The sequence below is a fragment of the Paenibacillus rhizophilus genome, assembly GCF_003854965.1.
In the GTDB taxonomy this organism is placed as follows: Bacteria; Bacillota; Bacilli; order Paenibacillales; family Paenibacillaceae; genus Paenibacillus_AQ; species Paenibacillus_AQ rhizophilus.
The window spans coordinates 920,523-940,794 of the sequence record NZ_RQPI01000001.1 but is presented as its reverse complement, the minus strand read 5'-3'; the positions used below and the strand labels follow the sequence as shown (position 1 = coordinate 940,794).

Below are 20,272 nucleotides of genomic sequence, written 5' to 3'. Positions count from 1 at the left end.
GAATCCTTTGTCCGATCCTTTGGTGGACTCCTTTGGCCGTGTACATAATTACGTACGAATCTCCGTTACGGACCGCTGCAATCTTGGCTGTCAATATTGCAGGCCGGGGAATTCAACCGACTATACTACCAAGATAGACCTGCTCACCTTTAACGAGATGGTTGCTATCGTAAATGTACTCGCAGAGATGGGTGTCACTAAGGTGAGGATTACCGGCGGAGAGCCGCTCCTCAGACCACATCTTGAAGAACTTGTATCCAGACTGAGCGCCATATCGGGCATACGTCGCATTGGACTGACCACCAACGGAATGCTGCTGGCGTCCAAGGCTCAGGCGCTTCGCCAGGCAGGATTGACCGACGTGAATGTCAGTCTGGATTCCCTGCTCCCTGAGCGGTACGCAAATATAACGCGCGGCGGCAATTTGTCCCGGGTAATGAGGGCGGTTGAAGCCTGTTTTGAGGCCGGATTCAAAATGCTGAAGCTCAATGTAGTGCTCATGCAGGGAGTCAATGAAGATGAAATCGAGTCTTTTTTGCGGCTAACGCTGGATTATCCACTGCAAATCCGTTTTATCGAATATATGCCTATCGGAAATCAAGCAGAGGGGTGGAAAGCGGGATTTATGCCGCTGGAAGGTATAATGGCGCAATGTGCGGAGAGAGGTTGGGACGCACAGCGTGTTGTGCCTGCCGATAGTCTGTCCAATTCATCCTTTTGCGGAACGGCTGCCGATTCGGGGCCGGCCAGGTATTACCGGATATCAGGCGCTGCCGGAGAATTCGGCCTGATTAATCCTGTTAGTGATCATTTCTGCATGGACTGCAACCGGCTGCGCATAACGGCAAACGGGCATGTCAAGCCCTGCCTTTATTGGAACGACGAGCGGGATATCAAGCCGTTTATCGGCAATGATGAGATGCTGAGACAAGAAATTCGGCGATCGCTCGAAGCCAAACCGCAGCGGCATGAAATGATCGTTCAGCCGAGCCATAAACCTTCACAGCATACAATGCTGCGTCAGATGTCTCAGATTGGCGGGTGAAACCGGAATGAATGATGAATTAACATTCCGTATGGAACAGGACTCGCTTGGCAGCGCTCCAGTGCCGTGGGATGCCTATTATGGCATTCATACCGTACGCGCGCGGGATAATTTTACGGTCAGTGGCCGCCCGGCCCATCGGCAGCTCATGCAGGCCATGGTGTTGGTTAAGAAAGCCGCAGCTAAAGTAAACGGACGGCTAGGAGATATTCCAGAGTATGCCGCTGAGGCAATTCGGTTGTCCTGCGACGATATTCTGGGAGGCATGCTGGATGATCATTTTATCGTGGATGCCTATCAGGGTGGAGCGGGAACCAGTACCAACATGAATGTGAACGAGATTATCGCAAACCGGGCAATCGAGCGGCTTGGAGGAACGAAGGGAGACTATCGGTTAATCCATCCGATTGACCACGTAAACCTCTATCAATCCACGAACGACGTCTATCCTACCGCGTTGCGGATCGCTGTCATTCCTCTGCTGCGATTACTGAGTGAAGAGCTGTCTTCCCTTCAGGAAGCGTTTCAGGAGAAGGAGCGGCAATATGCCGATGTGTTAAGGCTGGGCCGGACTCAGCTTATGGATGCGCTGCCGATCATGGCCGGTCAGAGCTTTGGCGCCTACGCCAAGGCGGTAGCCCGTGACCGGTGGCGGCTGTATAAAGCGGAGGAGCGGCTGAGGGAGATCAATATCGGCGGTACGGCTGTCGGCACAGGGATGAATGCGCCGCTTAAGTATACTTATGCTATTGCTGAGGAGCTGCGGGAAATAACCGGTCTCGGGTTATGCCGCAGCGATTTTCCAATGGATGCCACTCAGAATATGGATGTGTTCGTGGAAACTTCGGGCTTGCTGAAAGCAGCCGCAGTGAATCTGCTGAAGATATCGGGCGACTTCCGGCTGCTGAATTCGGGCCCTTCCGGTGGCATTGGCGAATATAAGCTGCCCGCTGTGCAGGTCGGCTCGTCCATTATGCCCGGTAAGGTCAATCCGGTCATCGCCGAGATGGCCGGGTCCGTCGCGATGCGGGTGATCGCCAACGATACGGCGGTGACGCTGGCGGCGGCAAGCGGACAACTGGAGCTTAATGCGTTTACGCCATTAATTGCCGAGGCGCTGCTTGAATCCTTGGAGCTGCTAAGCCATGCCGTGCCGCTGTTCAAGGACCGGTGTGTTCAGGGGTTGACACTGGACGCCGAACGTTGTCATGAGCATCTGGACCGTTCAGGGGTGATGGCTGCGGCGACGGTATCCTATCTTGGATATGACACCGCAGCTGAGCTGGCTGCGGCTATGAAGGCTACGGGACGGCCGCTTGGAGAGCTTCTTCAGGAACGCGGCCTGATGGCTGAGGAGCAAATTAAAGCGATCCTTCATCCGCTGGAAGTGACCAAGCCGGGTATTCCCGGAAGCGGCAGAGGGGTCTGAAGAGGCAGAGGAAAGCGAAGGAGAGCACATAATGAGCTTGAACGAGAGCTTGAACGATACACCACGCGGAGAGCGACTGCACCTTGCCGTCTTCGGGCGGCGCAATGCCGGTAAATCGAGTGTGATTAACGCGCTTGGCGGGCAGGAGACCTCAATTGTTTCCCCGGTGAGCGGTACGACCACCGACCCTGTCTATCAGCCGATGGAGCTGCTGCCGGTAGGCCCGGTGGTACTTATTGATACAGCCGGACTGGATGACGTTGGCGATTTGGGGCAGCTGCGTATACACAAAACTATGCGGATTCTAAACAAAACGGATCTGGCGCTGGTTGCGGTAGATGCCGTCCATGGAGCCTGCGAATTTGAGCTGGAGCTGCTGCGGACGATTGCCGCCAGAGAGATTCCGTCGATTGTGTTTTTAAACAAAATCGATTTGCTTACCGCGCAAGGAGATGAAGGAGAGGCCGACTCGGCGGCGGCACGAGTGGAAGCCGTACTTGGCTGCAAGCCGATTTGTTTAAGCGCAGCCACGGGATTTGGAATCGGCGAATTAAAGACGGCAATTGCAGCCGCATTGCCCAGGGGAGAAGACAAGTTCCGGATCGTCGGCGATCTGTTAAGTCCCGGTGACCTGGCTGTGCTAGTTGTCCCGATCGACAAGGCCGCGCCCAAAGGGAGGCTGATTCTGCCGCAGCAGCAGACCATTCGCGACATTATGGAATGCGATGCGGTAGCTGTGGTGACCAAGGAACAGGAACTCGGGCATACACTGGCCGCACTGGGGCGCAAGCCTAGATTGGTGATCACAGATTCGCAGGCGTTCCTGAAAGCCCAAGCCGATACCCCGAAGGATGTTCCGTTAACCTCCTTCTCCATTTTGTTCGCCCGCTATAAAGGCGATCTTCCCCGGCTTGTAAGCGGGGTGAGGGCGATCAGCCGCCTGCGTGACGGCGACCGGGTGCTGATTGCGGAAGCTTGTACGCATCATCGGCAATCCGATGATATTGCCACCGTCAAGATTCCCCGCTGGCTGCGGGAAAAGACGGGCAGGCAGCTTCAAATCGAGCATGCCGCCGGCAGTGATTTTCCGGAAGGGTTGGAACAGTATTCCCTTATCATCCATTGCGGAGCCTGCATCCTGAATCGCAGAGCAATGCTGCAGCGAATGGAGGAAGCCAGGGTTGCGGGGGTCCCGATTGTCAATTATGGCGTGTTTATTGCCTATGTCCATGGGGTATTCCCAAGGGCGATTGAAATGTTCCCGTCCGCGATGCTGGCCTGGGCGGATGAGGGGATTTAAAGAAGGGTCAGTTAAATGGAAGCACCCGGTTCCTTGTTACAGGTTCCGGGTGCTTTTTATGATGCCTGTTTGTCAGAACCGCAGGTCCCGTTCACCTGCCCGGATGCGCCGCAGCTGCTTTATCGTTGCTTTTTTGACCGATTCCTTGGGGATACGCTCCAGATTATCGCGAATAGTCTGCTCGCCAATGGCACGCATCTCGTCGTCGGCGTAATCCAGCAGGTATTCCTGGAAGGTCATTAAGGAATTCGGCTGGCATACATTGTGAATTTGCCCCGATTTGGCCAGCTGCATAAAGCGGTCCCCCGTTCGCCCTTCCCGGTAACATGCGGTGCAGTAGCTGGGAACATAGCCGTCCCGGCACAGGTTTTTGATAATTTCCATAGGAGAGCGGTGATCGCCGACTGTGAACTGCGGCTTGTCGTCTTTGCCTTTATTGACGCTATACGCGCCAACGCCGGTGGCTGAGCCTGCGCTGATCTGTGAGATTCCCAGTTTAATGATTTGGTCGCGGAATTCCGGATCTTCACGTGTGGACAGGATCATTCCTGTATAAGGTACGGCCATTCTCAATACGGCGACAATCTTCGCGAAATCGCGGTCACCCACAAGATGGGGGTAATTGTCCAGATTCACGTTCTCCGCCTCGCGCAGGCGGGGGACAGAGATCGTATGCGGCCCGCAGCCAAATGTCTGCTCCAGATGTTCGGCGTGTTTCAGCATTGCTATGGTCTCGTATTTATAATCATAGAGTCCGTACAGGACGCCGATGCCAACATCATCGATGCCGGCTTTCATTGCCCGGTCCATGGCGGTCGTGTGCCAGTCATAATCGCTTTTGGGTCCCTGTGGGTGGTAATTGTGATAACTGGGTCTGTGATAAGTCTCTTGGAATAAAATATAGGTTCCGATCCCGGCATCCGCCAGTTTGCGGTATTCTTCCTCCGTCGTGGCGGCAATATTGATGTTAATCCGCCGGATACTGCCATTGTCGAGCTTGGTGTCGTATATGGTCCGGATACATTCCAGGATGTAGTCAATGGAACAATGGTGAGGGTCTTCACCCGCTTCAAGGACAAGCCGTTTATGGCCAAGTGACTGTAGTACCTGGACCTCTTGGGCAATTTCATCTTGAGTGAGACGGCTGCGTACAAACTCGGAATTGGAATGCTTGTATCCGCAGTAGACACAGTTATTGACACAGTAGTTGCTGACATAGAGGGGGGCGAACAGGACGATCCGGTTGCCGTATATCCGTTCCTTGATCTCCCTGGATACCTGGTACAGCTGTTCTAGTGTTTCGTCCTCATTAACATGCAGCAGCACCGCCGCTTCCCGGGAAGTCAGGCCTTTGCACTTTCTTGCTTTGTCCAGGATTGTGTTAACGATCTGGCTGTCGTATACTGCCTCCTCCCCGTATTGCAGCGATTCCTTGATTTCCTCGTCCTGAATAAAATCCGCCGTACGGCGCTCATTCACTCGGTTCACGAACATCCACTTCTTTCTGGGTTCATTAATGGCAAAATAGAAGGCTGAACTTCGCCCGATTGCCTTCCTGTGAAATTACAAGACAAACGACAGGTCACAAATGACCTTTAATTCTCAAAGATCACCCTGCCGCGCCGGAGGGCTCGACAACCAGTTCAGACTGTCTCCTCGGCCCATATCGACATGAAAGCCGGCGCCCTCAATCCGCTGCTCCAGACAGAATCTGCACTGCGCAGATTCATCTCCTGTACAAATTTTATTGTTGTATAAAGTATATTTCGGACGAACGGACAGCGGGGACAGATTAGGCATGACTACATTTGCACCCGCTTTTAATGCGAGTTCCCGCCCATACGGATGGACGGTTCCCATCGCTGTGGTAGCTGGAATTAAGGCGTTCGGCACAAACAGTCGCGCAAGTGCGATCATATCAAGTGAGGCTTCTAAGGTTCCGGCCGGCTCGTCCTTTAAAGGTGTAGCTTGATGCGGCAAAAAAGGGCCGATGCCAATCATGTCCGGATTAAGCTCCTTGAGGTACAGTAAATCCTCGGCCAAGTCTTCGTGCGTCTGTCCGGGCAATCCGACCATAAACCCGGCTCCGACCTGATAGCCGATCGTTTTAAGGGCAAGCAAGCGGTCCCGCCGATTCTCAAAAGTCATGGTCGGGTGAAGCGCCTGGTACAGTCTGCGGGAAGCTGTCTCATGACGCAGCAAATAACGGTCCGCACCCGCTTCAAATAATCGGGTGTACGTCTCATCGTCACGTTCGCCTATCGAGAGCGTCACCGCGATATCCGGATAGCGGCGCTTGATGTCAGCAATCAGGCGAGCCAGCTTGTCCGTTGTGTACCAATCGTCCTCTCCGCTCTGCAGAACGAAGGTGCGATAGCCCAAATCGTAACCCTCCCGGCAGCACTCCAAGATTTCATCGGGCTGAAGCCGATAGCGGCTGACTGTCTTATTGGCGGAGCGTATCCCGCAGTACATGCAGTTTTGCTTGCAGATGTTGGAGAATTCAATGAGCCCCCGCAGATACACCACTGTTCCGTAATAGGCCACCCGCTTCTGATGGGCAAGAGTATGCAGCCGCCTTCGGGATTCCTCGTCCAATCTATCAAGCAAGTAGACAATTTCGTCGGAATCCAAGGATTCTTGCGCATATAAACGATCCAGTAAATAATCCGTTGAACATCCCTCCCCAAGCTGAACAGGTGCATCTTTCTTGCAATCACATGTAAATAATGTAACAAAAGTAAAAAAGAAGAACTGTGAGCTTTTTGCTTGAAATCGCAGGTTTGTTCAATTATTGATCAGGAGCGAACAATCGCTGATACGGTCCGGGCGTGTATACACGTTGCATGAATCCTGACGGATGAAACCGACTGTCGTGATCCCGAGCTGTTCAGCCAGCTCAAGGGCCAGCGCCGTCGGAGCGGATTTGGATAAAATGATTTCACAACCGATTTTGGCGACCTTCAGCAGAATTTCCGATGAAATACGGCCGCTGAACACGATGATTTTGTCGTCCAGGTTCATCTCGTGTCTTAGGCAGTGGCCGTAAATCTTGTCTAGCGCATTATGGCGGCCGATGTCGCTGCGGGCGAGCAGCACTCCATCGGTATCGCAAATCGCGGCGGAGTGGACCCCGCCCGTTCGGTGAAACAGCTCCGCACCGGTCTGCACTTCCTCCATCAGGCGAAAACAATCCTTAAAGGATAAAGAGACATGAATGCCGTCCATGATTTTGGCAGTTCTTGCATCGTTGACATATACAAACCCGTGGCGGCCTGCACCGCAGCAGGAAGTGACATAACGCTTGGCATACAGCTGGCGGTGAAGCTCATTCCAGCGTTCAGTGGAGATGTGTACGTACCCTTCTTCTTCCTGCATCCACATTTCTTTAATATCTTGAATTCCCCGAATGATGCCTTCAGAGGCCAAATAACCGATTGCCATGTCTTCAATGTATTCGGGGGTGCATACCAGAGTCACGAATTCTTCGCCGTTAATCTTGAGTGTGACCGGATGCTCCGTCACAATGAGATCCGGTTCTCTGGTGATTCGGCCTTGCCGGTAACGAATAATGTGTCCTTGCTGTTCAGGTCCCCGCTTCATTTTCATCACCCTTATTAATGAAGATTTTAAATATAGAAAAATAACTTTAATAGAAGAAAATAGTAATTGGACCAACTTTACTACATCACTTATTGCAATAATTGTCAATTTTATATTTCACAATCCAGCTCTATTTCTTCATCCTGTTCCTTCATTGCAACGTTCTATTTGTGGGTATGGAACGCTATGGTATAATGGGGCGGAGGTGACTGGCGACGTATGTTTTTGAAACGGATTGAATTAGCTGGCTTTAAATCGTTTGCCGACAAAACGGAGATGGAGTTCGTGCGCGGCATTACGGCTGTCGTTGGACCCAACGGAAGCGGCAAGAGCAACATTTCGGACGGCATCCGCTGGGTGCTTGGCGAACAAAGCGCCAAATCGCTGCGCGGCGGCAAGATGGAAGATATTATTTTTGCCGGAAGCGATGCCCGCAAGGCTGTCAATTATGGCGAAGTGTCGCTGACGCTGGACAACGAGGACCATGCGCTGCCGCTGGACTTCAGCGAAGTGACGGTGACCCGGCGGGTCCATCGCAGCGGAGACAGCGAGTATATGATCAATAAGCAGTCGTGCAGGCTGAAGGATATTACGGAGCTGTTCATGGACACCGGCATCGGCCGCGAGGCATATTCCATTATTGGACAAGGCCGGATTGAGGAAATTCTCAGCACCCGGTCCGAAGACCGGCGGGGGATTTTCGAAGAGGCGTCGGGGATCGTTAAATATAAATTGCGCAAAAAGGATGCGGGACGCAAGCTGGATGAGACGGAGCAGAATCTGCTGCGCATCCACGACTTGATCAGCGAGCTGGAGGATCAGATTGGCCCGCTGAAGGAGCAGTCCGAGAAAGCGATCCGTTACAAGGAACTGAAAGAGCAGCTGAAACAGCTGGAAATATCCGTCTATGTGCATCAGATCGAGGGGATTCATGAGGCATGGAAGGACGGCAATGCCAAGCTGGAGATTTTGCGGGACGAGCAGCTTCAATTGTCGACGGTCGTAACGGCCCATGACGCTAAGCTGGAGAGCGGAAGAGCCGCACTCCGCCAGTTGGAGGAAAAGATCGAGAAGCTTCAGGAGCAGCTGCTGCGGTACAGTGAAGCTTTTGAGAAGAGTGAAGGTTACGGCGAACTGCTGAAGGAGCGCAGACGGCATCTGGAAAATAACCGGGAGCAGCTGCTTCAGGCCATCGGTTCCGTCGGCGAGCGCTCGGAAGACCGGATACGCGAGCTGAGCGGTCTCGAAAACAATCTGGAACAGACCCGGCTACGCCTCGCGGAGCTGCGAAAGCAGCTGAAGGACGAAGAAGCCAGGCTGTCGGGCGTTACGGACGGGCTCAGTCAGAGCAAAGAGGAAAGCTTGAAGAGCGCGCTACTGGAGCTCATGAACAAAATGGCGCAGGCGCGCAACGAAATCCGCTACGCCGACCAGCAGAAGGAAAATCTGGAGCGGCGGATGAACCGCAGCGAGGAAGAGAGCGGCAAGTGGACTTCACGGCATGAGGAGCTTCTGCGGGAGCAGGGCAAGCTGAAGAACGGAATCGAGGCGCTTGGCAAAGAACTTGGAAAGCTGCGCAAAGATTACATCACCGAGAGCGAATACTCGGTTGCCCGGCAAAAGCTGCTTGACGAGGCCCACTCGGGACTTCGCAAATGGGAACAGAAGCGGGAAGCGCAGGTCTCCCGCCATGAGACGATGAAGGAAATGCAGGATGACTTCGACGGCTTCATGCTCGGCGTCAAAGAAGTGCTCAAGGGCGCACGCAAGGGGCAGCTCAGCGGCGTTCACGGCGCTGTGGCCGAGCTGATCTCCGTTCCCGAGAAGCTGGAGACGGCTGTCGAAACCGCGCTGGGCGCTTCGCTGCAGCATATCGTTATGGACAACGAAGCCGTGTCTCGACAGGCCATTTCTTTTCTGAAGCAGCGGCAGCTTGGCCGCGCCACATTCCTTCCGCTCGATGTCATCCGGCCGCGCCAGATTTCCGGCAGCGACCGCGGGATGATTGAGGGTGCGGACGGATTTGTGGGAATCGGCTCCGAGCTGGTCGGCTTTGACGGAAAGTATGCCAGCATAGTCGGCAGTCTGCTTGGGAATGTCGTCATTGCGGAAAGCTTGGAGCAGGCGAACAAAATCGCCGCCAGATGCCAGTACCGCTACCGCGTCGTTACCCTGGAGGGCGATGTCGTCAATGCCGGCGGTTCGATGACCGGAGGCAGCCAGCACAAGAAGAATTCCAGTCTCCTTGGACGCAAACGCCAACTGGATCAGCTGAAAGAGGAGATCGGCGAAACCGAGCGCCAGATCGACAAGCTGAAAGCCAGCATCGCCCGGCTGCGGAAGGAGCAGGAGGACTCCAATGACAAGCTGGAGAAGCTTCGCCACGGAGGGGACGAGAAGCGTCTGGAGGAGCAGCGGCTCGCCGGCGATCTGAGACAGCTGGAGCAGGAGCTGCGCCATGTGCAGGAGCAGGTGGAAAGCGCAGGAGCGGAGCGAAGCGGATTCGCTGATGAAGCGAAGCAGCTGGAAAAGACCAGGGAGCAGGCCGCGGCCGAACTGGCTTCGCTGGAAGCGGAGGAAAAAGCCGCCCATGAAGCGATCCGGAATGCGGAATCGCTGCGTAAGGCGAGCGAGACCGAGAGGGAAGAGCTTCAAGGCAAGCTGACCGGGATGAAGGTAGCGGAAGGCAAGCTGGATCAGGAGATTTTTTCGCTGGAGGAACAGCTGCGGAGACTGAAGGCCGACGCCGGTTCACAGGATAAGGAATTGCGGCAGAACCGCAGTTTACTCGCGACGATTGAGCAGGATTTGAATACCAATGCCGCCGAAGCCGTCAAACAGCAGGAAGATTTGAACACATACCGTCTCAAAAAGGAAGAAGCGGCTGAGAATCTGGATTATACCCGGGCGGAACGGACATCGCTGACCCGAAAGCTGGAGCTGGAGGAAGGCGAAACGAAGGAACAGCGGCAGGCGCTGAAAGCGGTGGATGACCGGCTGCGCGCGACGGAGGTTTCCGTAGGCCGGCTGGACGTTGAGCTTGATAACATTTTACGGAAGCTGAGCGATGATTACGAGCTGAGCTATGAGCTGGCCAAGCAGCGCTACCCCGTTCCGGAGGATGTCCCTGCCGCACAGGCCGAAGTACAGAAACTAAGACGGAGCATTTCCGCGCTTGGCGAGGTGAATCTGGGCGCCGTGGACGAGTATCAGCGGGTGCATGAACGCTATACGTTCCTTAGCGAGCAAAAGGACGACCTCGTTGAAGCCAAGACCACGCTGTATCAGGTCATCCGCGAGATGGAAGAAGAAATGTCCAAGCGGTTCAAGCAGACATTCGATGCCATCCGCAGGGAGTTCGGCACGGTGTTCACCAAGCTGTTCGGCGGTGGCCGGGCAGATCTGATGCTGCTGGACCCGGACAATCTGCTGGATACGGGTATCGACATCGTCGCCCAGCCTCCGGGCAAGAAGCTGCAAAATCTGCAGCTGCTGTCGGGCGGCGAACGCGCGCTTACCGCAATGGCGCTGCTGTTCGCGATCCTGCAGGTGAAGCCGGTACCGTTCTGTGTGCTGGACGAGGTGGAGGCTGCGCTGGACGAGGCGAATGTGGTCCGGTTTGCCCAATATCTGCGTGAATTCTCGGAGCAGACCCAGTTTATCGTTGTGACCCACCGTAAAGGAACGATGGAAGAGGCGGATGTGCTCTACGGGGTAACGATGGAAGAAGGCGGCGTCTCCAAGCTTGTCTCTGTGCGTCTGGAAGATGAAGAAGCGGAGATTGCATAATTTGGCGTATAGCCATTTCATAAAATGAACGGAGGAAGAAGATTGAGTTTTTTTAAGAAATTGAAAGAAAGCATTTCCGGCAAAACGGAAAGTGTGACGAAGCAGTTCCGGGAAGGTCTGGAGAAGAGCCGCAGAGGGTTCGTGGAGAAAGTATCCGACCTGATGATTCGCCGCAAAAAAATCGATGAGGAGTTCTACGAAGAGCTGGAAGAAATTCTGATCGGCGCCGACGTCGGTGTTAATACGGTTATGACGCTGGTGGATGAACTGCGCACCGAGGTGAAGAAGCAGCGCATCGAGAACGCAGCCGAGCTGCAGCCGATACTCTCCCGCAAGCTAATGGAGCTGCTGCGCGGCGACGATGACGTTCGGCTGAATGAGAACCCTGACGGCATTACAGTCATTCTGTTCGTTGGCGTCAACGGCGTCGGCAAGACGACAACAATCGGCAAGCTGGCACACCGCTACAAGCAGGAGGGCAAAAAAGTGCTGCTGGCTGCGGGCGATACGTTCCGTGCGGGAGCCATCGAGCAGCTTGAGGTATGGGGACAGCGGGCAGGCGTGGATGTGATCAAGCAGAGCGCGGGTTCCGACCCCGCAGCGGTGATGTATGATGCGGTTCAGGCCGCCAAGCAGCGCGGCGTCGAAGTGCTGATCTGCGATACGGCGGGCAGGCTGCAGAACAAGAGCAATCTGATGGAAGAGCTGGCCAAAATATTCCGTGTCATCCAGCGCGAGATTCCGGGCGCGCCGCATGAGGTGCTGATGGTGCTCGACGCGACGACAGGGCAGAATGCGCTTGCGCAGGCCAAGCTGTTCGGCGAGAAGAGCGGAGTGACAGGCCTTGTCCTTACCAAGCTGGACGGAACGGCCAAAGGCGGCATTGTCGTCGCCATCCGCCAGGAGCTGAATCTTCCGGTGAAGCTGGTCGGGCTTGGTGAAAAAATGGAGGATCTGCAGCCGTTCGATTCCGAACAATTCGTTCACGCTCTGTTCTCCGGAGCGATTATCGAAGAGAAGGAAGACGGGAACCCGGAAGATTGACTTTTAATAAAAATATCGACATACAGCAGCGCCGTCAGATGCCGGCGCTTTTCTTTATACTATTTTACAATCTCCCTGCACTCCGATACATAATTTCTATGTCCAGCCCATGCGTTCTTTAAGTGAAACAATTTGTGCGATATGATGCCTGCCGTGCCAGGCATATCGGTGAGTGGCCGTTTCCAGGCTCATTGGTCCGTGAGTGGGGCTCGTAAATGTTCGCTGAAAGTCGGACGGGCGCAAGGAATGGAGCAGAACGGCAAAGCGGTTGTGAAGGGATTCCAGAAGAATCAAGGACATTTCAATCGGTGCCGCATAGTCGCTTAGCTCCGCCCACAAATCTTCCCGATAAGAACCGGAGATTGGGTGATCTTCAGTCAACGCCCTCTTAAAACGAATATAGGCGTTCATATCGTTATCGGCCATATGGTGAACGACTTGTTGAACCGACCATCCGCCGGGGCGATATGGATTATGCAACTGCTCCAATGTAAGATTTTTCACAGTCTGCCTGAGTAGGTTCGGGATTTCCAGGATTTCATCAATCCAAAGCTTATGCTGTTTTGAAGTCGGGTTCTCTACAGACTCAAATGGTCCAATCGGATAACGAAGCCGGTCCATGGACTCACATCCTTTCAGTTTGATATCTATCATAAATTAAAAGAGAACAAACTAAAACCACAATATTCCATCCACATATTCCAATGTTACAACATATGAAAAATTCACAATAGAAAAGACGCATATCTCTCCCGCATCCATTTAGTCTGTAATACTATCAAACGCGCTCCATCCCAGATAAAGGAAACGCATACAGAGCATGATAAAATGACAGTCTATCAAATCCGTTGTTATATATATTGACATGATCCAGAGGGTTTACGTATTATGAAAATGTGATTGAATTATTTTATTGATATTGGATTAATTATAAGTATGGTTTGTTAAAAAACATTACATTATTTCGAAAGGAGTCGGGCTCATGTCTAAACTTGATCCACTGCCCGGTCTGTCTCCGTATCCGCTGCATCATTTTTACGATGAAATGTTCGATGGTGAACGCAGCGTCCGCCCTCATTATAAGCATGTAAACCGCATGTTTGCCGGAATGAGCCCCGAAGAGCTGCAGACCAAACAACATTTAATGCAGCGGCGGATGATGGAGGAGGGCATTACCTTTACTCTGTACAACCCGGCTCAGGACCATCCCATGGAACGGACCATCCCCTTTGATATGATTCCGAGGATTATCCCTAAGGATGAGTGGGAGAAGCTTGAAGCAGGGATTATCCAGCGCGTGACGGCGCTGAACCTGTTCATTCATGATATCTACCACGAACAATATATCGTCAAAGACGGCATCGTGCCCCGCAAAATGGTCATCTCCAACTGTTATTTCCGCCCGGAAATGACAGGGCTGCGCGTCCCTGGCGGAGCCTATATAACCACGTCGGGAATCGACCTAATCAGGCACAACGACGGGAATTATTATGTACTGGAGGACAACCTCCGCACGCCTTCCGGTTTTTCCTACCTATTTAAAGGAAGATCTTTGATGAACCAGCTGTTCCCCGAGCTGTCTTTCTCGAGCTCCATCCGGGATGTGGAACACAGCATCAACCGCTTCTTGTCTGTACTTCGCAGCCTTTCGCCTTCTCGCACGTCTGATCCCGTTATTGCTCTACTGACCCCAGGCGTATACAATTCCGCTTACTATGAGCACGCCTTCCTGGCCCAGCAAATGGGAATTCATCTTGTGGAAGGACGAGATTTGGTCATTCAGGATCATAAACTGTATTTGAGAGAAATGAACGGACTTAAGCGCGTGGACGTGCTGTACCGCCGGCTCGACGACGACTATATCGATCCGCTTGCCTTCGATCCCAACTCGCTGCTTGGTGTTGCGGGCCTTATGAATGCATACCGCGCCGGCAATGTGGCTATTGCCAACGCTCCGGGAACCGGAGTCGCTGATGATAAGGCCATGTACGTATATGTGCCGGAGATGATCCGTTATTATCTGAAAGAGGAACCGATCCTCAATAATGTTCCCACCTATCTCCTTTCCAAACCGGATGAACGGCAGCATGTGCTTGATAATCTGGAAGAAATGGTTGTCAAGGAAACCTCACTTTCCGGTGGATACGGAATGCTGATCGGAAGCGAGGCAAGCAGGAATGAGCGGGAGGAATTCCGGCTTAAAATTCTTGCTGAACCGGACCGCTATATCGCCCAACCGATCATGTCTCTTTCGAGAGCGCCGATTTTGTCTGAAGGCACGATGAGCCCCCGGCATATCGATTTGAGAGCTTTTGTACTGATGGGGGCGGACCGCAAGCCTCATGTCATTCCGGGAGGTCTTACGCGCGTGGCGATGAAGGAAGGCTCGCTTGTGGTGAATTCCTCTCAAGGTGGCGGAGTCAAGGATACCTGGGTCATGTCCTAACAAAAAGAACGCATTAATATAAGGACGAGGGAGTGACGGTAGATGTTGAACCGCAACGCGGAAGCTTTATTTTGGATTGGCCGTTATATGGAAAGAGCGGAGAATCATGCAAGATTGATCGATGTTCATTATCATATTCAGCAGGAAGAGGATTTTCGGGAGGAAGGGCATAAATGGTCCAGGCTGATTGATGCGATCGGCGCCAGAGATGAATATGTGCAGCAGTTTGAAAGCTTTTCGGAGCAGGATGTCTTGTCCTTTATCACGCTGGATCTCGGCAATGCGAATTCTCTGTATTCGTGCGTACATCATGCGCGCAACAATCTCCGCACCCTGCGCCAGCAGCTTCCGAGCGAGCTGTGGGATATCGCCAACAGCTTTAACCTCTGGCTCGGCGACCGCTCGGTTGCCGACATTATGAAGAGCCCTCATCAGTTCTACCAGCAGATTAAAGAACGGGCGGCCATGTTCCTCGGAGCCGAGCAGTCGGTTATGCTGCGGGCCAATGAGTGGCGGTTTATCGAAAGCGGACGCTTTCTGGAACGCGCGGAGAATACCGTGCGCATTCTTCAATCCGTAACCTCTTCCTGCCAGGACAAGGAACAGTCCGCGGTTTATACCCAGCTTCAGGCTGTTTTGAGATCGGTCAGCGGGTACCAGGCGTTCCGCAAATTTTTCGCGGATGCGGTGTCTCCTGAATGCATATTGGAATTTTTGATTACCAACAACGCTTTTCCGCGCTCCGTCCGCTTTGCGGCTAATCAATTGGAAGAGCATCTGGCGAATATCGAAATTGATTTTCCCGACCGGGGCGAAGGTTATGAACGGGTAATCCGCCAGGCGGGCAAGATCAGGGCGGAGCTTGATTATATGGAAAAGGAAGATATCGCCGGGCAGCTGGTGGACCAGGTGCTGGAGTCGCTGAAGTCATCCTGCCAGAAGCTGGGGAGAACGATGGAGGTTGCTTTTTTTCGGCAAGAAGGGATTAAAATATGAAAATTCAAATCAACCATACGACCCGGTATACTTATCCGGAGCCCGTGACGGACAGTGTCAATGAGATCCGGCTCACTCCGCGAACCAATTACCGGCAATCCTGCTACCATCATGAAGTGGACATATTTCCGCCGGCGAATCTGCTTACTTATGAAGATTTCTTCGGAAACCGGGTGCACGCCTATTCAGTGAACAAACCGCATACGGAGATGGTCATTCATACCCGCGCAACGGTCGTAACGGAAGACAGGGCCCAACGCCGTGATCTGCCGAAGCTGGCACTGGAAGATCAGATCACACGGATAAAGGAAGAGGAATTCCAGAACCGTTATATCGAGTATATTCTGCCGACCCGCTATACGGAGGTAACGCCGGAGCTGATGGAATTCGCCTCCCAGCACCCTTTTGACGAAGCGGAGGATTTATACGAATGGACCAAGAGGCTGTCCTCCACCATCTATGAGCAGTTCACCTACGATCCCGAAGCGACGAGCGTCAATACGACCGTTAAAAAAGCGCTAAAGCTCAAACGCGGCGTCTGCCAGGACTATGCTCATCTTATGATCGCGGTCTGCCGCAGCGTCGGACTTCCGTCGAGATATGTGAGCGGATATCACTTTGTGGGCGATCTTCAGGGCGGCAATGCCGATTTTGAACAGGCTTCCCATGCATGGGTCGAGACGCATATCCCGGGGAGCGGCTGGCTCGGCTTCGATCCAACCAACAACGTGGAAGTGAACTGGCGTTATGTAAAGCTGGGACATGGGCGCGATTACAAAGATATTGTGCCGGTCAAAGGCGTTTACCGAGGAGCCTCAGGCAATCTGGAAGTCACGGTGGATGTGCGGTTACTGGACAATTAATAGGGGTTAAAACGTCACATAAGCCACGGCGTCTCAGCTGTCACGGCCGCTTTCGGTTAATAACCGGAGGCGGCTGTTTTGATTTGTCTTTTTCGGAGAAAATAGTAGGACACCCTTCTCTGAACCTTGAGTTTGGAAGGAACCTTTTTTACCTGAAATGATTAAAAGGGAGGCTCCTTTGGGTAATCTTGAGACAGAGTCACTATTTACATGAAAACGGAAGGAGAGCCTACATATGAGTCCTAATACTGAACCCAAGCAGCGTTTTGCAGGAAAAACAGCGATAATTACCGGAGCGGGCTCGGGCATCGGCAGAGCGACTGCCATTCAGATGGCCCGTGAAGGCGCCAATATCGCCCTGTTTGATCTGGTGAACGACCGTACCTCCGTTGTGGAGCGGAAGCTGAACCGGATACGCGAAGGCTGTGCGCTCGCCGTCGATGTGGATACCTCAAGCCCCGAGCGGATGGAAGCGGCGGTTCGGAAAACGGTGGAGCATTTCGGCGGTCTGGATATCGTATTTGCCAATGCGGGAATCAACGGTTCCATTGGTCCGATCGAAGAGCTGAGCATCGAAGACTGGCAGCGCACGCTGTCGGTCAACCTTACCGGAACGTTTCTCTCTTTGAAATACACTATCCCCCATATGAAGAGCAAAGGAAAAGGGAGCATTATTATTACCAGTTCCATCAATGGCAACCGGCGGTTTGCGAGTTTCGGCTTCTCGCCGTACAGCACGACTAAGGCGGGGCAGGTGGCCTTTGCCAAAATGGCCGCTCTGGAGCTGGCCAAATTCAAAATCCGGGTGAACGTCGTTTCTCCCGGGGCTATTTCCACGAACATCGACGAAAGCACTGAACCGAACGAAGAGCTGGAATCGATTGTGATTCCGATCGAATTTCCGGAAGGACAGCAACCGCTGGCCGACGGGCCGGGCAAGCCGGAGGATGTGGCTAACCTCGTATGCTTTCTCGCATCGGATGAATCGTCCCATATTACCGGAGCGCATATCGTAATTGATGGCGCTGAATCACTTCTGACTTAAAGGAAAACAAATTGCAGCATATTGCTACTATGATCCGTGTTCTCCGGACCCGTTCCGGAGTATGCGGATTTTTTTTGCGGCGGGAAATGGGAAAAAATGATAAACTGTTGGAAGTATGTTATTTTTTTCCTGAGAGGTGACAAGGTTGAGGGTATTAAATTTTATGACTTCTTTCCATTTAACCTGCAGCACGAATACAAGGCCGGCTGTCAGAGAAGGGATCACCGCCCTGCTGTATTTTGTGTATGTGAATGTGATTTATTATCTGCTCGGTCTGTTCTATAAATCCCAGTGGATGGATCAATTAACAACCGCCTTTCCCGATAAGGATTGGATGAGATTGGCGTTTACTGTGCCGGCTGTGGTTCTACAGCTTGTTCCTCTATTCATTATCTTGAAGCTGCGGGGGGAAACTTGGGGGTCCATAGGGATAAAGCGTTCCAAAATCGTACTGTCCATTATCATCGGTCTCATTGCCGTCCTTCCTTTCCGCTGGATACCCATTGCAAACTGGATGTTTCACGGCAAATCTCTCCCGCTGGATGGAGGGGCCGTGCTGGGGTTCTTGTATTATTTGGCGCTGATCGCGCTGCCGGAGGAACTGATCTTCCGGGGTTACATCCAGACGAGGATTATGGGACTCATCCCGAGCAAGTTCGTGGCTATCCTCACGACCGGCGTGCTTTTTGCCATTACTCATGTTCCATTTCAAATGGCGGTCCTGAATCTGAATTATGCCGGGTATATTGCTCAAACGTACATGCATTTGATCATTATATTGGGCTTGCATCTCTACTTTACATACATTTATACACGAACGAATAATATTGCCGGGTCGGCGCTATGCCATGCCCTCATTGATTTTATAATCGGCTGATCCGCTGCGGATAACTGTGATAAAATAAACCCAGGCGCTCAATGCGTTCAATATTGATCAAGGAGGCGGTTGAAATGGCCATTATGTCCTGGCTGGCCGAGCAGCGGATTGAAGAGGCGATGCGCAAAGGAGAATTCCGGAATTTGCCGGGCCATGGCAAGCCGCTGGAACTGGAGGATATGTCGGGGGTGCCCGACGAACTCCGAATGTCGTTCAAGATCATGAAGAATGCCGGACTTCTACCGGAGGAGCTGCAGCTGCGGGCGGAATGCGCGACTCTGGAAAATCTGCTTGCCGCCTGCCACAGCGGCGGGGGAGAGAAACGCGAGCTCGGACGAAGGCTGACGGAGAAAAAGCTGAGGCTGGAAGAGCTTCTCCGGCAGCGGGGACTCGATGGAAGCGCCGCTTTTGCGCAGTACGGGGAACAAATCCGGATGAGACTGGATAAAGAGTAGGAAATGGCGAATTTAAAATAGAACTGCCGGCGGGATGAATGGAAGCAGCCCCAGATGCCGCGCAGAAGCTTAAGAATGCCCGGCCGCTTGTTTGATAGAGCGGCCGGGCATTCTTTTGATGTCTCCGGCATTTCATGGAGAGAAACGGAGACAGTTTATTGCTGGAAGGAAGGGTGGAGGCTGCCCAGCATTTCGGGAGTGACTACGATGTCTTTGCGGGAAATCCGGTCCAGCTTGAAGGAAGGCAGCAGATCTAGCGGCGAGACCTGGAGAGGTTCCGGCAGCAGTCCGGCCGCCCATGCCAGCCAACCGTTGACTGTCTGCGGCGTCACACCCGCATCCCGCAGCTCGGCGAGCGTAATCCCGCCGTGACGCTTGGCCAGCCGTCGTCCATCCCGGTCCAATAGGAGCGGGACATGGGCAAAGTGCGGAGGCTTCCAGCCCAGCGCTTCGTAGAGCATCAGCTGGCGGGGCGTGGAATCAAGCAGATCGGCTCCGCGAAGCACATCCGTAATGCCCATGAGGGCGTCGTCCACGACGACGGCAAGCTGGTACGAGAAGATGCCGTCGGCGCGGCGCACGATGAAGTCGCCTCCGGCGGCTGCATCGGTCCGGCGGGGGCCGGCGACGCCGTCGGTGAAGAAGATTTCTCCGGACGGAACGGCGAAGCGGAGGGAAGGCGACTTGTTCAAGGATCGCCGCTGCACCTCTTCGGGAGACAAGCTGCGGCATGTTCCGGGGTAAACCGGACCTTCCGAGGCCAGACCGTGGGGAGCGGCAGCGGCCGCCAGAATATCATGGCGGCTGCAGTAGCAGGGGTATAGCCTTCCTTCGGCCTTCAGCCGGTTCAGTGCCGTTTCATACAGCTTCAGCCGCTCGCTTTGGACATAAGGTCCGAAGGGTCCACCCACGTCGGGCCCTTCGTCCCAATCGAGACCGAGCCAGCGTAGATCGTAGGTGATTTGTTGGGCAAATTCGGGCCGGCAGCGAGCCGTGTCAATGTCCTCCATACGGAGCACGAAGATTCCGTTCCTGCTGCGGACTTGCAGCCAGGCCATCAGTGCGGCCAGGGCATTGCCGATATGAATGCAGCCGGATGGCGACGGTGCGTATCGGCCGCGAATGACGTTGCCGGCCGGTTCAATATTTGAGAGCGGAAGCAAAGGAGAACCCTCCTAACGAGACAAATAATGTATGACTTGCGAAGCGGACTGCATCAAAAGGCGACCTGGAATCCGAGGCCCGTCTCCCGTCTTGAATTTTTCCGCCGTTTCGCCCATGATTACAATAACGAAAATGATCATATTGATAGACCGTGTCTACTCTATTCAATATTTTATTGTAATTCACGAATCAAGCAATTGCCAGTCCCGCTGTCTG

Annotated in this window: 16 protein-coding genes; 11 read left to right on the top strand and 5 right to left on the bottom strand. The window is 53.3% G+C overall.

All coding sequences use genetic code 11. The features are described 5' to 3' along the window. The first annotated feature begins 7 nt into the window (after positions 1 to 7). From moaA to hydF, 3 genes are read left to right on the top strand one after another with little or no spacing between them, the layout of a single operon-like run. Complete coding sequence (moaA, locus tag EH198_RS04395; protein WP_124694291.1) at positions 8 to 1,045, top strand: GTP 3',8-cyclase MoaA; 1,038 nt, start codon at positions 8 to 10, stop codon at positions 1,043 to 1,045. Between the two features lie 7 nt (positions 1,046 to 1,052). After that, positions 1,053 to 2,474 (top strand): aspartate ammonia-lyase, encoded by a 1,422-nt coding sequence (locus EH198_RS04390; RefSeq protein WP_124694290.1) that lies wholly within the window; start codon positions 1,053 to 1,055, stop codon positions 2,472 to 2,474. Positions 2,475 to 2,505: 31 nt separating this feature from the next. Next, the gene (gene hydF / locus EH198_RS04385) at positions 2,506 to 3,774 is read left to right on the top strand and encodes a [FeFe] hydrogenase H-cluster maturation GTPase HydF (protein WP_124694289.1); all 1,269 of its coding nucleotides are present in this window, start codon (positions 2,506 to 2,508) and stop codon (positions 3,772 to 3,774) included. A gap of 72 nt (positions 3,775 to 3,846) precedes the next feature. On the opposite strand, the gene hydG is transcribed toward hydF, so the two are convergent. The 3 genes from hydG to fdhD all read right to left on the bottom strand — a co-directional run bounded on the left by hydG (position 3,847) and on the right by fdhD (position 7,377). Then, positions 3,847 to 5,268 (bottom strand): [FeFe] hydrogenase H-cluster radical SAM maturase HydG, encoded by a 1,422-nt coding sequence (gene hydG / locus EH198_RS04380; protein ID WP_246014090.1) that lies wholly within the window; start codon positions 5,266 to 5,268, stop codon positions 3,847 to 3,849. 108 nt (positions 5,269 to 5,376) lie between these two features. Further along, positions 5,377 to 6,435: a [FeFe] hydrogenase H-cluster radical SAM maturase HydE gene (hydE, locus tag EH198_RS04375; protein ID WP_124694287.1), complete on the bottom strand. Its 1,059-nt coding sequence runs from the start codon at positions 6,433 to 6,435 to the stop codon at positions 5,377 to 5,379. A 126-nt stretch (positions 6,436 to 6,561) separates the two neighbouring features. After that, entirely contained in the window at positions 6,562 to 7,377 is an 816-nt protein-coding gene (gene fdhD / locus EH198_RS04370) for a formate dehydrogenase accessory sulfurtransferase FdhD (RefSeq protein ID WP_124694286.1), read from the bottom strand. Between the two features lie 219 nt (positions 7,378 to 7,596). Between fdhD and smc the strand changes: the two genes are divergently transcribed. After that, on the top strand, positions 7,597 to 11,166 hold the full coding sequence (gene smc / locus EH198_RS04365; RefSeq protein WP_124694285.1) for a chromosome segregation protein SMC: 3,570 nt from the start codon (positions 7,597 to 7,599) through the stop codon (positions 11,164 to 11,166). Between the two features lie 42 nt (positions 11,167 to 11,208). Beyond that, positions 11,209 to 12,210, top strand: coding sequence for a signal recognition particle-docking protein FtsY (ftsY, locus tag EH198_RS04360; RefSeq protein ID WP_124694284.1), 1,002 nt, complete (start codon positions 11,209 to 11,211; stop codon positions 12,208 to 12,210). A gap of 96 nt (positions 12,211 to 12,306) precedes the next feature. Here ftsY and EH198_RS04355 read toward each other — a convergent pair whose 3' ends face one another. Next, on the bottom strand, positions 12,307 to 12,831 hold the full coding sequence (locus EH198_RS04355; RefSeq protein WP_124694283.1) for a YfiT family bacillithiol transferase: 525 nt from the start codon (positions 12,829 to 12,831) through the stop codon (positions 12,307 to 12,309). A 361-nt stretch (positions 12,832 to 13,192) separates the two neighbouring features. On the opposite strand from EH198_RS04355, the gene EH198_RS04350 reads away from it, so the two are divergent. From EH198_RS04350 to EH198_RS04325, 6 genes are all read left to right on the top strand, one after another. Next, entirely contained in the window at positions 13,193 to 14,656 is a 1,464-nt protein-coding gene (locus tag EH198_RS04350; RefSeq protein WP_124694282.1) for a circularly permuted type 2 ATP-grasp protein, read from the top strand. A gap of 42 nt (positions 14,657 to 14,698) precedes the next feature. Continuing rightward, entirely contained in the window at positions 14,699 to 15,652 is a 954-nt protein-coding gene (locus EH198_RS04345; protein ID WP_124694281.1) for an alpha-E domain-containing protein, read from the top strand. Further along, the gene (locus EH198_RS04340; RefSeq protein ID WP_124694280.1) at positions 15,649 to 16,515 is read left to right on the top strand and encodes a transglutaminase family protein; all 867 of its coding nucleotides are present in this window, start codon (positions 15,649 to 15,651) and stop codon (positions 16,513 to 16,515) included. The genes EH198_RS04345 and EH198_RS04340 overlap by 4 nt, the downstream gene beginning before the upstream one ends. Positions 16,516 to 16,750: 235 nt before the next feature. Beyond that, positions 16,751 to 17,560 (top strand): SDR family oxidoreductase, encoded by an 810-nt coding sequence (locus EH198_RS04335; protein ID WP_124694279.1) that lies wholly within the window; start codon positions 16,751 to 16,753, stop codon positions 17,558 to 17,560. A 163-nt stretch (positions 17,561 to 17,723) separates the two neighbouring features. Continuing rightward, on the top strand, positions 17,724 to 18,437 hold the full coding sequence (locus EH198_RS04330) for a CPBP family intramembrane glutamic endopeptidase (protein ID WP_148091482.1): 714 nt from the start codon (positions 17,724 to 17,726) through the stop codon (positions 18,435 to 18,437). 74 nt (positions 18,438 to 18,511) lie between these two features. Next, positions 18,512 to 18,892, top strand: a complete 381-nt coding sequence (locus EH198_RS04325; protein WP_124694277.1) for a DnaJ family domain-containing protein — start codon at positions 18,512 to 18,514, stop codon at positions 18,890 to 18,892. 155 nt (positions 18,893 to 19,047) lie between these two features. On the opposite strand, the gene gluQRS is transcribed toward EH198_RS04325, so the two are convergent. Further along, a complete protein-coding gene (gene gluQRS, locus EH198_RS04320) occupies positions 19,048 to 20,055 on the bottom strand; it encodes a tRNA glutamyl-Q(34) synthetase GluQRS (RefSeq protein ID WP_246014089.1) in 1,008 nt (335 codons plus the stop codon). Positions 20,056 to 20,272 lie beyond the last annotated feature (217 nt).